This window comes from Chitinophagales bacterium (assembly GCA_017303415.1).
Taxonomy (GTDB): Bacteria; Bacteroidota; Bacteroidia; order Chitinophagales; family Chitinophagaceae; genus SpSt-398.
In genome coordinates, this window is record JAFLBJ010000001.1 from 1,846,479 (window position 1) to 1,859,084 (window position 12,606).

At 47.8% G+C, this 12,606-nt stretch carries 10 protein-coding genes; 2 read left to right on the top strand and 8 right to left on the bottom strand.

Features of this window, described 5'->3' with window-relative positions; translation table 11 throughout:
- Positions 1 to 23: 23 nt before the first annotated feature.
- Positions 24 to 3,257: a TonB-dependent receptor gene (locus J0M30_08080; protein ID MBN8667448.1), complete on the bottom strand. Its 3,234-nt coding sequence runs from the start codon at positions 3,255 to 3,257 to the stop codon at positions 24 to 26.
- A gap of 186 nt (positions 3,258 to 3,443) precedes the next feature.
- On the opposite strand from J0M30_08080, the gene J0M30_08085 reads away from it, so the two are divergent.
- Positions 3,444 to 4,646 carry a bifunctional 3,4-dihydroxy-2-butanone-4-phosphate synthase/GTP cyclohydrolase II gene (locus J0M30_08085; GenBank protein MBN8667449.1) on the top strand — a complete coding sequence of 401 codons (1,203 nt, stop codon included), beginning with the start codon at positions 3,444 to 3,446 and terminating at the stop codon, positions 4,644 to 4,646.
- Positions 4,647 to 4,675: 29 nt separating this feature from the next.
- Here the strand turns inward: J0M30_08085 and J0M30_08090 are convergent, their stop codons facing one another.
- The 7 genes from J0M30_08090 to J0M30_08120 all read right to left on the bottom strand — a co-directional run bounded on the left by J0M30_08090 (position 4,676) and on the right by J0M30_08120 (position 11,159).
- Positions 4,676 to 5,317 carry a response regulator transcription factor gene (locus tag J0M30_08090; protein MBN8667450.1) on the bottom strand — a complete coding sequence of 214 codons (642 nt, stop codon included), beginning with the start codon at positions 5,315 to 5,317 and terminating at the stop codon, positions 4,676 to 4,678.
- A 106-nt stretch (positions 5,318 to 5,423) separates the two neighbouring features.
- Entirely contained in the window at positions 5,424 to 7,328 is a 1,905-nt protein-coding gene (locus J0M30_08095) for a sensor histidine kinase (GenBank protein ID MBN8667451.1), read from the bottom strand.
- Between the two features lie 16 nt (positions 7,329 to 7,344).
- Complete coding sequence (dapB, locus tag J0M30_08100; GenBank protein ID MBN8667452.1) at positions 7,345 to 8,061, bottom strand: 4-hydroxy-tetrahydrodipicolinate reductase; 717 nt, start codon at positions 8,059 to 8,061, stop codon at positions 7,345 to 7,347.
- A 30-nt stretch (positions 8,062 to 8,091) separates the two neighbouring features.
- On the bottom strand, positions 8,092 to 8,706 hold the full coding sequence (locus J0M30_08105; GenBank protein MBN8667453.1) for a hypothetical protein: 615 nt from the start codon (positions 8,704 to 8,706) through the stop codon (positions 8,092 to 8,094).
- A gap of 2 nt (positions 8,707 to 8,708) precedes the next feature.
- Positions 8,709 to 9,626 carry a ParB/RepB/Spo0J family partition protein gene (locus J0M30_08110; GenBank protein MBN8667454.1) on the bottom strand — a complete coding sequence of 306 codons (918 nt, stop codon included), beginning with the start codon at positions 9,624 to 9,626 and terminating at the stop codon, positions 8,709 to 8,711.
- Positions 9,627 to 9,650: 24 nt separating this feature from the next.
- Entirely contained in the window at positions 9,651 to 10,454 is an 804-nt protein-coding gene (locus tag J0M30_08115) for a ParA family protein (protein MBN8667455.1), read from the bottom strand.
- A gap of 24 nt (positions 10,455 to 10,478) precedes the next feature.
- Positions 10,479 to 11,159 carry a metal-dependent hydrolase gene (locus tag J0M30_08120; GenBank protein MBN8667456.1) on the bottom strand — a complete coding sequence of 227 codons (681 nt, stop codon included), beginning with the start codon at positions 11,157 to 11,159 and terminating at the stop codon, positions 10,479 to 10,481.
- A gap of 132 nt (positions 11,160 to 11,291) precedes the next feature.
- Here J0M30_08120 and J0M30_08125 point away from each other — a divergent pair, with 132 nt between their 5' ends.
- Positions 11,292 to 12,542, top strand: coding sequence for a metallophosphoesterase (locus J0M30_08125; GenBank protein MBN8667457.1), 1,251 nt, complete (start codon positions 11,292 to 11,294; stop codon positions 12,540 to 12,542).
- Positions 12,543 to 12,606 lie beyond the last annotated feature (64 nt).

The following is a 12,606-nucleotide window of genomic DNA, read 5'->3' on the forward strand; positions in this document are numbered from 1 at the left end:
TTTCGTTATCCGGTGAGAATCAATTAGAAATTGAGGCGGACACCCAGCTGGCTGGTCCAACGGGCGCTGTTGAAAACACCATCCGAAATTGTCCAGTAATTTCCGGTGGTGGGGGCTGTAAAGCGGTACAGGGGAGTCAGGTCGGTTGCGCTGACATAGCCCTGGAAATCGAGCAGAATAGCCTGGTCATTGGACATGAAATAGGCCTTACCCCACTTATTGTTGATCATGTTGGTAAAGTTGAACACATCGTAGGTCACCTGTACCTGATAGGTCCGGGCACCCAGCTTGATGTTGAAATCCTGCTGGAGTTTCAGGTCCACGATATTGGTAAAGGGCAGACGGGCACCATTACGCTCTGCATATTGTCCACGGCGGGATTTGAGGTATTTGTCACCTTCAACAAAGGCATTAAAGGCATTCCACTGGTCAGCAGGGCTGGCCGCACCGTTCTGAATAAAGTTGATCTCCGAAATGTCGGCCGGAATATAGGCCAGGTCATTGGTTTCGAAGTTATCCAGGTCACGGATCATACCGCGGTTGATAACATAGCTAAAGGGACTTCCGCTCTGGCCATTATACACCAGTGAAATGGTGGTAGCCAGTTTCTTGTTGGCCCAGGTGATTTTCTTGGCCACGTAAACGTTGATCCGGCTTCCCAGGTCGTAGTCGCTGGTAGACAGGCTCAGGAAATTACGTCCGTAAACGGTTTCCATAAAGCGCCACTGGCTGTTGTTCTGGGAGCTGGTACCTTCATTGCGTACAATCGAGCGACCATAGGTATAGTTGGCATTAAAGGCGAAACCATTGCTCCAGCCTTTATCGATGGTAAAGGAGATATTGTAAGAATGGCCTTTGGCGCCATCTTCATTGTTGCTAAGCAGGTAAACACCGGTATACGGGTTGGTGCCATTGCCACGGAAGGGGATCTGGGCAGCGAAATTACCAGACAGGGGATATACATTCCGTACATCTGCTCCAACTGATTGCAGTGTGGGAGGCAGGATGTCTACACGCTTGTAGTCGATCTCATTGATATTGCTGGTATAGATACCTTCTACGATGAACTTCCAGTTCTTTCCGGCTGTTTTTTCAACGGCCAGTGAAGTACGGGCCACTTTGTTCATTTTGAATTCCTTGGAGATCAGGTCCACCTGTCCGGAAGGAACAGGAACATTGATACCAAAGTCGCTGGCCACATATTGTCCAAAGGGATCTTCACGGAAAGCCACATTGGAGCGGGCGATACCAGCCAGGCTGATACCATTGTTGTTGTACACACCACCAGGCCATACCAGAGGTACACGTCCGGTAAACAAACCGGCACCACCACGGATGGTCATATTATGTTTGGCCATTTTATAAACAAAACCAAAGCGGGGGTTGAGGGACCACTTGGGACTGGAAATCTGACCCGAGCGGGCACCTTGCATATCATAATACTGTTCGATTTTGCTCAGGGCGCTGTCGTTAAAGAAGTTGTCTGTACGTGGTGTGGTCAGGAACTTGGTGTTATCCAAACGCAATCCCACATTGATGGTCAGGGCATCATCTACCCGGATCTCATCATTTACAAAGAAACCTAAACGGAGGGTGTTGAATTTAGCCGCTGCATTCACTGACTCATCCCCTGATTTTCCGGGATCCAACAGTGAGTAAGAGCGGTTGTAGGTAGCTGCCGTTCCACCGCTGGTAAAGGCGGCGAGGCTGTTGTAAACATAGGAACCATAGTTCTGGCGGATAAAGATATTGGTTGAATTGCTCAACTCATTGTCTGTACCGATCGACCAGGTTTGGTTGCCTTTATAGAATTTGAATACATCAAAGATGGCGTAGTTATTCTGCTTCAGCAGGTTTCCGGTAGAGAATTCCTCTGTACCAAATACAATGGAACCTGATCCGTCACGAATGGTTACACGCGGGAATGGATCGCCGATCGCACCACGGTCATCCGTTACATTGGTAAAGGTCAGTAACAAGCGATTGTTAGATCCTTTCTTGAAACGGGAGTTCAATTCTATAGAACCTGAATGGGTGGTGGTTGGGAAAATATATCCGTTGTTATAAAAGTTGATCGTGCTGTTGCTGCTGCGGCTTACGTTGAAGCGTTCACCGGCATTGTACCGATAGCTGGCGCTGAGTTTGTTCTTGCTGTTAAGCGCCCAGTCAATTTTGGCAACGATACGGTCGGCATTGATCTTTTCCGGATTGTCCAGATAAGTGCCGGGTTCATACCCGTAAGTGGTACGCAGGTAAGCGGCCAGATTTTCAATATCTGTTTGCGATGAATTGCCCAGGTATCCACTAATATCATAAGGTTGTGGACGTGTATCTCTTTGCATTTCTCCATTGATGAACATGAAAATCTTGTTCTTTACAATGGGGAAACCAACGCGGAAACCATAGGTCTGGTTTTTGAAATCGGCCAATTTGGTGGCCACGCTTTTGTCAACACCAGGTGTTTTACCAGACAAAGATTGGTTCCGGAAGAAATAGTACACCGAACCATCGATCTCGTTGGTACCACTCCGTGTAATGGCATTGATACCACCACCGGTAAAGTTACCCAGGGCCGCATCATAAGGAGAGATAACAACCTGGAATTGGTCGATGGCATCGATGGAGACCGGGGCAATACCTGCCTGGCCACCATTGGTACCTGAAGCGGAAAGCCCGAATACATCATTATTCACGGCTCCGTCAATATAGAATGAGTTGTAGCGGTTGTTTTGACCAGCCAGGGAGATACCACCGTCACCGGTGATCTTGGCCTGGGGTACATAACGCAGGTAGTCCGAGAGGTTACGGCCAACGGTAGGCAGGTTTTGCATTTTATCACGACCTACAGCGGTTTCGGTACCACCCTTGGCGCCTTCACGGGCGCGACGGGAGGAAGCCAGTACCACTTCCGACAATGTTTTCACATCCTGGCCCATGGCAAGATCCTGACGGGATGTTTCCCCAAGGGAAACAAAAATGTCTGATTTTACCAGCTTGTCAAATCCGGTAAAGGATATTTCAAGTGTGTAGGGTCCACCAGGGTTGATATTGGCTACATCAAAGCGGCCGTCTCTCCGGGTGATCGTGGTGTACACGGTCTTGGTGGGAACATGGGTGAGTGTAACAGATGCGCCAACAAGGGGCTCATTTTTGTCGGTCTTTACCGTACCGGTCATACTACTGGTAGTGACCTGCGCCATTGAACACAATGACGTAATAATCAATACGATAAAGTAAGGGATACTTCTCTTAAACATAAGCATTATGTTAATTTTGGTGCAAAGAAAGCAATTTCCCGGCTACCGGACAGAGTTGGATTATTAACAATTTATTACCTACCAAACCACTGCCAGCGGAGCCTGCGGGTCATTGCATAGCGGGTCAAAGATAGGGGTATAAAGACAAGCTGGAAAATTGTGGCTAATTTTGCTAAAAATTGGAATATGCTGGATTCGATTGAGAAAGCTATTGCGGATATACGTGCCGGAAAACTGGTGATCGTGGTCGATGATGAAGACCGTGAAAATGAGGGAGATTTCATTTGTGCCGCCGAAGCAGCCACCCCGGAAGTGATCAATTTCATGACCAAGCACGGCCGGGGATTGATCTGTGTCCCCCTGCTGGAACAACGCTGCGAAGAGCTCAAACTGGAGCTGATGGTCAATAATAATACCGCCTTGCATGAAACGGCATTTACGGTGTCGGTCGACCTGCTGGGACATGGCTGTACAACCGGTATTTCAGCACAAGACAGATCACTGACCATCAAAGCCCTGATCGATCCGGAAACCAGGCCGGAAGACCTCGGCCGGCCAGGACATATCTTCCCCCTGCGTGCAAAGACCGGCGGCGTGCTTCGCCGGGCCGGACATACCGAAGCCGCGATCGATCTTTCGCGCCTGGCTGGTTATCAACCTGCCGGGGTATTGGTCGAGATCATGAATGATGACGGCACAATGGCCCGCCTCCCTCAATTAATGGAGATCGCCAAAAAATTTGATTTCAGTATCATTTCCATCAAAGACCTGATTGAATACCGCATCACCCGCGATTCCCTGATCGAGGAGGTGGTGGAAGTAGATATGCCCACCCAGTTTGGTATGTTCAAACTCAAAGCCTTTCGCGAAAAGAATTCAAGCAACGAACACCTGGCCCTGATCAAAGGGAAATGGGAAGCAGATGAACCGGTGATGGTGCGTGTTCACTCCTCCTGTTTCACCGGGGATATCCTGGGATCGCTTCGCTGTGATTGTGGCGAACAACTTCACTGCGCTATGCAAATGGTGGAGAAAGAAGGGAAAGGGGTCATTCTTTATATGAACCAGGAAGGCCGTGGTATCGGTCTGTTGAATAAACTCAAGGCCTACCGCCTGCAAGAGCAGGGAATGGACACCGTGGATGCCAACCTTCATTTGGGTTTTCAAATGGACCAACGGGATTATGGAGTAGGCGCTCAGATACTTCGCTATCTGGGTATATCCAAATTGAAACTGATCAGCAATAACCCCAAGAAGAGAGTAGGGCTTATTGGCTATGGATTGGAAGTGGTGGATAATATTCCCATTCGCATACACGCCAACCCGCATAATGAAAAGTATTTAGCTACAAAGCGGGATAGGATGGGGCATGATTTGGGGGAGAGGTGAGAATCGTGAGGCGCCTCACGTCTCTCGCCTCACACCAGCCGATGTTCATACGCAAACTTCACCAACCCGATCACACTATTCGTATTTGTTTTTCGGAAAATATTCTTGCGGTGGGTTTCTACTGTTCTTTCTGAAATAAAAAGTGCATCGGCGATTTGACGGTTATTGTATTCCTTTTCTATCAGGCGGATGATCTCGATCTCTCTTTCAGTAAGGTGGGCCTCTTCTGCCTGCTTTTTGCGACGGTCAGAGTTTTTCAGTTCCCTGATCACTTCTTCACTAAAATATATACCACCGGCCGCGATCTTTTCGAGGGCGGTTACAAGTTCCTGTTTACCGATATTCTTCAATACATAACCGGATATATCGGACTCGGTGATCATTTCATTGACCAATTCACCCTGCCCGCTCATGGAAAGCGCGAGGATACGAAGGAGGGGAAATTCCTTTCGCACTTTTTTGGCCAATTCATTGCCGGGAATGACAGGCATCATGATATCCGTCAGCAGGATATCCACCGGATGCAGTTGAAGAAGACCGATTACTTCTTCGGGCTTCGTGGTAGAAAATACCAACTCCACCGAATCGGTCCCCTTTAATAAAGACAATAACCCATCGATCACGATCTGGTGATCGTCCACCAAGGCCACTTTGATCTTTCTCTTCCCCATTTGTCGAAAATAACTATTTATTATTGTTTCTCGCAGCGAAGGCAGCGCTTCCTGGCGTTCGCTGCGAGAAACCTAAGAACGAATTTTCAGCTATATCCTCTTTGGATTACGAAAGAGGTACATGCACCGCTACCAGGGTTCCTTTTCCCGGGGCAGAATCAAAATCCACCGTGCCTTTCAGAAATTCCACCCGCGTACGGATATTTTTTAACCCCATCCCATCCCCATTCGCTTCATCCAAAACGGCAAACCCTTTTCCATTGTCTTCAATGGTGGCACTAATGCCGTCTTTATCACGGATGATCGAAATATCGAGGTGGGTGGCCCCGGCATGTTTGATCACATTGTTGACACATTCCTGTATCACACGATACAATACAATTTCCACATTGCTGTCGATCCGGTCCTGCAGCCCTTCGGTGTGCAGGTGCACCTTTAATACTTTGCTTTCGATCTTTTCCAGAAAATCGCCAATGGCAGAGGCTAACCCTTTTTTCAACAGCACATTGGGCATCATGTTATGACTTACTGTACGTACTTCCTTACAACTTTCATCCACCAGGCCGATGATCTTATCGAGTGAGGCCCGCTGACCCGGGTCGGCAATGGTTAGTTCCGATTCCAGGGCAGAAAGGTTCATTTTGGCCGCGCTCATCATTTGTCCCACTCCGTCGTGCAGGTCCTTCGCGATCCGCTGCCGCTCACTTTCTTCGGCTTCCATCACCGCACGGGTGGCAATTTCCTGTTGATGCATGATCTCCTGCTGCAACTGATGCTTTTGCCGCAGGCGGTATCGCCGGTAAATCAGGTAGCCGGAAAAGGCAGTCAGGAGCAAAATAAGTACGGTACCTCCAATGATATAATTTTTCTTACTCAGTTGTGTTTGCTGTAACTCGATCTGTTTTTGTTTCTTCTCGGTCTCGTAGATCGTTTGCAATTCAGCGATCTTGGTCTCGCTCTCAATATTCAGCAGACTGTCCTTCAATGATTCTGATTTTTTCAGCGCCTCAAATGCCAACTCGACCTGCCCGGCTTTCTTATAAGATTCAGACATGTACTGATAGGCCAATTGACGACCCTGCGCGTAACCGGCCGAATCGGCCAGCGCTACCGATCGCAAAAAATAGGGAATGGCCTCATTGTATTTTTTTTGAAAGGAAAACAAATGACCCAGATTGAGATAGCTGTCACTCATTTGTTTTTTATTATCAAAAGCAGAATCGATCAGGATAGTGCGGCGAAAATAGGCAAAGGCCTTTGCAAAATCAGGCGGGGATCCATACATGTAACAATTCCCCATGTTGTCGTAAAACATGGCCTTGGAGAATGCGTTATTGGTTTCTTCCGCAATTTGAATCCCGAGGCTATCCAATTGCAGGGCCTCATTTATTTTTCCCTGCATGCCATAAATGTTGGCGAGGGTGTGGAGTGCTGTTAAACGAAGGCGAGGGGCCTGTGGCGTTTGCAGGTCATTCAGCATATCCAGCGCTTCCCGGATATAAACCTCAGCTTGGGGGAGTTTATCCTGGGATTGGTACACCATCCCGATATTAAGCCGCGAGGCGATCATACCATTCTGATCATTGATCTTTTCGCGGATGCTGAGGGCACGGAACTGCACTTCAAGAGCTTCCGCATGTTTTCCCAATTGCCAAAGTACGGTACCCTGTGCGCCATAGGTGTTCCCCATCATTGAATCGTTGCGGGTCTTCTCACTTAAGAGCCGGCATTCTTCAAAATAATTCATGGCGGTTCGGTACCGGGCCTTTACAGCCTGGGCCTGTCCCATGGCATAGTTGGCAAGTAAGAGGGAATAGTCCGAGCCTTTTTCTTTGGCCAGGGTATAGGCCTTATCCGCAAGAAGAAAACAGCTATCGGCATTGGTATTGCGCATTTCCACCGACTGACGGGCATACCGTTCAATCAGGGTATTCACTTCTTCCTTCTGGGCATCCGCGGAAAGGACGAGGAATAAGCAGGCCAATATGAGGGCATAACGGGTGGCAGGCATAGTGTGTTGTAAAATACTATAATCCCAACACATCCTTCATGGTGAACAAACCTTTTTTCCCCTGCAGGAATTCGGCGGCCAATACCGCACCCAGGGCAAAACCGGTGCGGTTATGCGCCGTGTGGATGATCTCAATATCATCAATGGCCGAGCTGTAGCGCACTTTATGGGTACCTGGCGCGGGGTCTATGCGCGCACTCACGATCTCAAGGTCTTTGGGATTGTCACTGTTCTGGTTGACCCAGGTATTCTTTCTTTTTATTTTTTCGAGTACCTGTTCTGCCAGGGTAATGGCGGTTCCGCTCGGGGCATCTCTTTTCTGGGTATGATGGATCTCTTCCAATTGTACATCATAATCATCATGGGGAGCCATCAGTTCGGCCAATCGTTTATTCAGTTCAAAAAAGATATTGACACCCACGCTAAAATTACTGGCATATATAAACGATCCTTTTGTCTCTGCCCGGAGTGATTCGATCTCTTTCCACCTATCAAGCCAGCCGGTGGAGCCGCATACCAACGGAATGCCCCATGTCAATACCTGCTTTACATTCTCAAAGGCACTATGCGGGCCCGTGAACTCAATGGCCACATCGGCTTTTTTCAGATTGGCTTCACTGAAATCGGCCAGGTTCTCATCATTGACCTTTAATACAATTTCATGTCCGCGCTGCAAAGCGATCTCTTCAATGGCTTTGCCCATTTTGCCGTATCCAATTAAAGCAATCTTCATATATATTATCAAGAGTTAAAATTCGTGCTATTATTTCTTCCCGATAGTAAACACCAACCCCACACCTGCCGTTCTCAAATAAGGATTGACCACCGGTTTGATCTTCATGCTGAGGTCGGGTGAAATATCAAAACTCTTCAGGTGTCCGTCTACAGCGGCGTCAACTACATTCAGTCCCCAAAACAGGACAAATACCAGAACGGAATAATCAATGTATTTTCTGAATTCATCTCTTCCGGCGCGGATGGATTCAGGGCTGATGATCTTGTAAAGTTGGTCGAGTGTATTGTAGTCAGTGGAATCGTAGGCAGGGGCTTGTGCTTTGATACGTGCGGCATAGGCAAAACGGTATTCCCGGTAAACACCGATGTTATCAAAGAACACATAGGAAGTGATTCCGAGTGCGGCATAAACGATCGGGATCTTCCAGTATTTTTTATTGGTGGCCTGTCCCCAACCCGGAATAATGGCCGAGCGCAAAGCTACTTTGCGGGGATAGGTATTCTTTCTTGCGGTATCGGGTTTGATGATTGGTGGGGTGGCAGGAATGGAATCGTTTAGCCCCATGATGGTTTCCTGTGCCTGAACCTGCTGGCCGGCCATGAATAAAAACAGGGATAAAAAAATGAATTGGATCGTCTTCATGGTCAATCTACGGTAACATTCCATTGACCGAGCAGTTTATTGAATTCTTCCAATGAATAATAATCAAACGTAAGTTGCCCGCTTCCATCGGATTGGTGTTTCAATTTTACCCGGGTACTGAAATGCGATGCTAATTTATCTTCAATTTTCTGGAAGGCCGGAGGCAGCGAGGTTTTTACCTGTTTTTTAACAGGGCCATCCTGTTTGTACAGGTTACGAACCATGGCTTCGGTTTGTCGCACCGACAATCCTTTTTCTTTTATTTCTGAAAAAATATAAAGTTGCTTGTCAATGGTGTCCACATTGATAAGGGCCCGTGCATGTCCCATGCTCATTTCTCCCTTTCGCAGGGCGATCTGGATATCGGGGGGTAGTTTCAGTAACCGGATATAATTAGTAACGGTACTCCGGTCAAAGCCCATACGGTCGGCCACCTGTTCCTGCGTATAGCTCAGTTCTTCCATCATCCGCTTATAGCTAAGCGAAATTTCAATGGCATTGAGGTCTTCCCGCTGCAGGTTTTCCAGCAGGGCCAGTTCCAATAATTGCTGATCGTTGGCCTGGCGTACATAGGCCGGTATATCTTTTAGCCCGGCGATCTTTGATGCCCTCCATCTCCGTTCCCCGGAAATAAGCCGGTATTTACCCGAAGGAAGTTTGGATACGGTGACGGGTTGAATGATATCGTGTATGCGAATGGAATTTGCGAGTTCCTGTAAGGCGGTCTCGTCAAAATCGCGACGTGGTTGTTTGGGGTTGGTTTCGATCGTATCGATCGGGATACGGGTAACACCGGTAACGGTATCCACTACGGTACTTTTCAGGGTATTCGCACTGCTTTTCAGGTCGGCATCAATGCCCTGTAACAGGGATCGTATTCCTTTACCTAATGCTTCTTTGTTCTGTTTGGGGCTGGTCATGGGCAATGGTTGTTAGGTTCCGGCTTAGAGTTCCATGATTCGTTCTTCCTGCCGGATCTTGGTCATGTCGTTCTTTTGAAGGATCTCTTTGGCCAGGTTGAGGTAGTTCACCGAACCCTTGCTTTTGGCATCATACAGGATCACGGGTTTACCTACACTGGGGGCTTCGCTGAGCTTGGCGTTACGGTGGATGATGGTGTCAAAGACCAGGTCTTCAAAGTGGCGACGTACTTCGCTTACCACCTGGTTGCAGAGGCGGAGACGTCCATCGTACATGGTCATCAGGATGCCTTCGATCAGCAGAGAGGTATTTAGCCGGCTTTGCACGATCTTGATCGTATTGAGCAGTTTGCCCAAACCTTCCAGGGCAAAGAATTCGCATTGTACAGGAACGATCACCGAGTCAGATGCGGTCAATGCATTAACAGTGATCAGGCCAAGCGAAGGGGAACAGTCAATAATGATGAAATCATAATCGCCCTTCACCGGGTCGAGGATATTTTTCAAAACCATTTCCCGGTTGGGGTAATTGATCATTTCGATCTCAGCACCTACCAGGTCAATATGTGAGGGGATCAGGTCGAGATAGGGTATTTCCGTTTTGAGGATTACATCCCTGGCTACCGATTCATTCACCATGCAGTCATACAGGCTATGGGTAATGTTGTGCAGGTCAAAACCTACCCCGGTCGTGCTATTGGCCTGCGGATCGGCATCCACCAGCAGGGTTTTGTATTCAAGTACAGCCAGACTCGCCGCAACATTGATCGCGGAAGTGGTCTTACCTACACCCCCTTTTTGATTGGCCACACCAATAACTCTTGCCATAATCGGAACCCCTCGTATTTTTTATTATAAACTCAATTGTTGACCAATACCGGGAAGATGCAATGTGTACCCTTCATCCGCAAAACACTTTTTCGCGGCGGCATGGTCGATCCTAATAAAGCCAAATGTATCAAAATGAACGCCAACAACCGTCTCGCAGCGGATCATTTTTGCAGCTTTGACCGCATCTTCCGGACCCATGGTGAAATTATCCCCAACGGGCATGACCGCAAACTTCAAGGTTGCCCAGTCTGCAATTAGTTGCATATCAAGGGTCAGGGCAGTATCACCGGAATAATAAAAATTACCTTCCTGACCGTACACGATAAAACCCATGGGGTTTCCGCCATAGCTGCCATCGGGTAATCCGGAGGAATGTTGGGCGACTACGCATTTAACCACAAAATCACCGAAATCCCACCGACCTCCCGTATTCATCGGATGGGTATTTGACACACCTTTTTTATTGAGCCATTCATGGATCTCCCAGCTGCAAACTACTTTGGCGCCTGTTCTGGTGGCTATGGCTATACAGTCGGCAATATGATCTGCATGCCCGTGGGAAAGCAGGATATAATCCGCCTCAATGGTTTCAATATCGATCGCCTTTGCCAACTCATTGTAGGTAATAAAAGGATCAAACAATATTTTTTTGCCGTTCACGTCTACGGAAAAACAGGAATGGCCGTAGTAGTTCAACGTCATATTATTAATTTTTGAAGGAAAGCAAAAATAAGCCTTGTGGTTAATTTATGGGAACTAAATGACCGATTCTGTTGTTAAAGTAGTTTTTTTGGGTATAAATATTTTCGACAGTAGCAATCAATCCCTTTTTTCATGCGTAGTTCTCCTTTTTGGTGGATTTTCATCCTTTTCATGGTCTTGCTTGACCTATATGTTTTTCAGGCCCTGAAGGTGCTGACGGCTTCCACCGGTATCCGTACCCGGACCATCATTCATGTAGTGTACTGGGTGCTTTCTGTGTCGGCAGTAGGAACCCTCCTGCTTCTGCCTTATCTGCATTTTGACCAGGCTTCCAAAGTGATCCGGTCCACCATCTTTGCGCTGATCATCGGATTGTTTTTTGCCAAATTGATCGGGGCAGTTTTTTTCCTGGTGGATGATATTCGTCGCGGCGCCCAGTGGGTGGCTTTTAAAACCTTTCTTTCCGGTAACAGCGCGAAGGATGGGAGTGGGGGAGATGCCATTCCGCGATCGGCTTTCCTCAGTTGGATGGGGATGATCGCCGGAGGAGGTTTGTATGGTTCGCTGGTTTATGGTTTTGGAAACAAATACCGCTATGACCTGAAAAAAATACCTCTGGCCTTTTCCAATTTACCGGCCGCTTTCAAAGGACTTCGTATCGTGCATATCTCCGATATCCATTCGGGAAGCTTTACCGATAAAGAAGCCGTAAACCGCGGGGTACAAAAAATACTGGAACAGAAACCCGACCTGATCCTGTTCACGGGTGACCTCGTGAATGACCGGGCCGATGAAATGGAACATTATAAAGAAGTCTTTTCTCAGCTTCGCGCTCCACTTGGTGTGTTTTCTACCCTGGGTAACCACGATTATGGTGACTATGCCCGCTGGGAAAGCCCCGAAGCCAAAGCAGCCAACCTGGAACGGTTAAAGAATGTGCATGCCGAAATGGGTTGGAAGCTCCTGATGGATGAGCACCACGTCATCGAAAAAGATGGTCATTCCCTTTCTTTGTTAGGGGTACAAAACATCAGTGGCCGGGGTAATTTTCACAGTTATGGCGACCTGGGCAAGGCCTATGAAGGCGCCCAACCACATCCTTTTAAGATCCTGATGAGTCACGACCCCTCGCATTGGGATGCAGAAGTGGTAAAAAGCTATCCCGATATTGACCTGATGCTTTCCGGGCATACCCACGGTATGCAATTCGGGGTGGAAATACCCGGATGGCGCTGGAGCCCCGTACAATATTTCTATAAACAATGGGCCGGTCTTTACGAAACAGGTTCCCAAAAACTCTATGTCAACCGGGGTTTTGGCTTTATCGGCTACCCGGGTCGTGTAGGTATTTTACCCGAAATCACCCTTATTGAATTGATTTAAAACGGTTTCCTCAATATTTTTGACCCCGGTTCGTTTGATTATTTTCCAGGGCATATTAAACCCA

Excerpts from the sequence above, each read along its gene's own strand:
- J0M30_08120 (MBN8667456.1), bottom strand. The coding sequence starts at position 11,159 with ATGACGTTGAACTACTACGGCCATTCCTGTTTTTCCGTAGACGTGAAC.
- J0M30_08085 (MBN8667449.1), top strand. The coding sequence starts at position 3,444 with ATGCTGGATTCGATTGAGAAAGCTATTGCGGATATACGTGCCGGAAAA.
- J0M30_08105 (MBN8667453.1), bottom strand. The coding sequence starts at position 8,706 with ATGAAGACGATCCAATTCATTTTTTTATCCCTGTTTTTATTCATGGCC.
- J0M30_08095 (MBN8667451.1), bottom strand. The coding sequence starts at position 7,328 with ATGCCTGCCACCCGTTATGCCCTCATATTGGCCTGCTTATTCCTCGTC.
- J0M30_08115 (MBN8667455.1), bottom strand. The coding sequence starts at position 10,454 with ATGGCAAGAGTTATTGGTGTGGCCAATCAAAAAGGGGGTGTAGGTAAG.
- J0M30_08090 (MBN8667450.1), bottom strand. The coding sequence starts at position 5,317 with ATGGGGAAGAGAAAGATCAAAGTGGCCTTGGTGGACGATCACCAGATC.
- J0M30_08080 (MBN8667448.1), bottom strand. The coding sequence starts at position 3,257 with ATGTTTAAGAGAAGTATCCCTTACTTTATCGTATTGATTATTACGTCA.
- dapB (MBN8667452.1), bottom strand. The coding sequence starts at position 8,061 with ATGAAGATTGCTTTAATTGGATACGGCAAAATGGGCAAAGCCATTGAA.
- J0M30_08125 (MBN8667457.1), top strand. The coding sequence starts at position 11,292 with ATGCGTAGTTCTCCTTTTTGGTGGATTTTCATCCTTTTCATGGTCTTG.
- J0M30_08110 (MBN8667454.1), bottom strand. The coding sequence starts at position 9,626 with ATGACCAGCCCCAAACAGAACAAAGAAGCATTAGGTAAAGGAATACGA.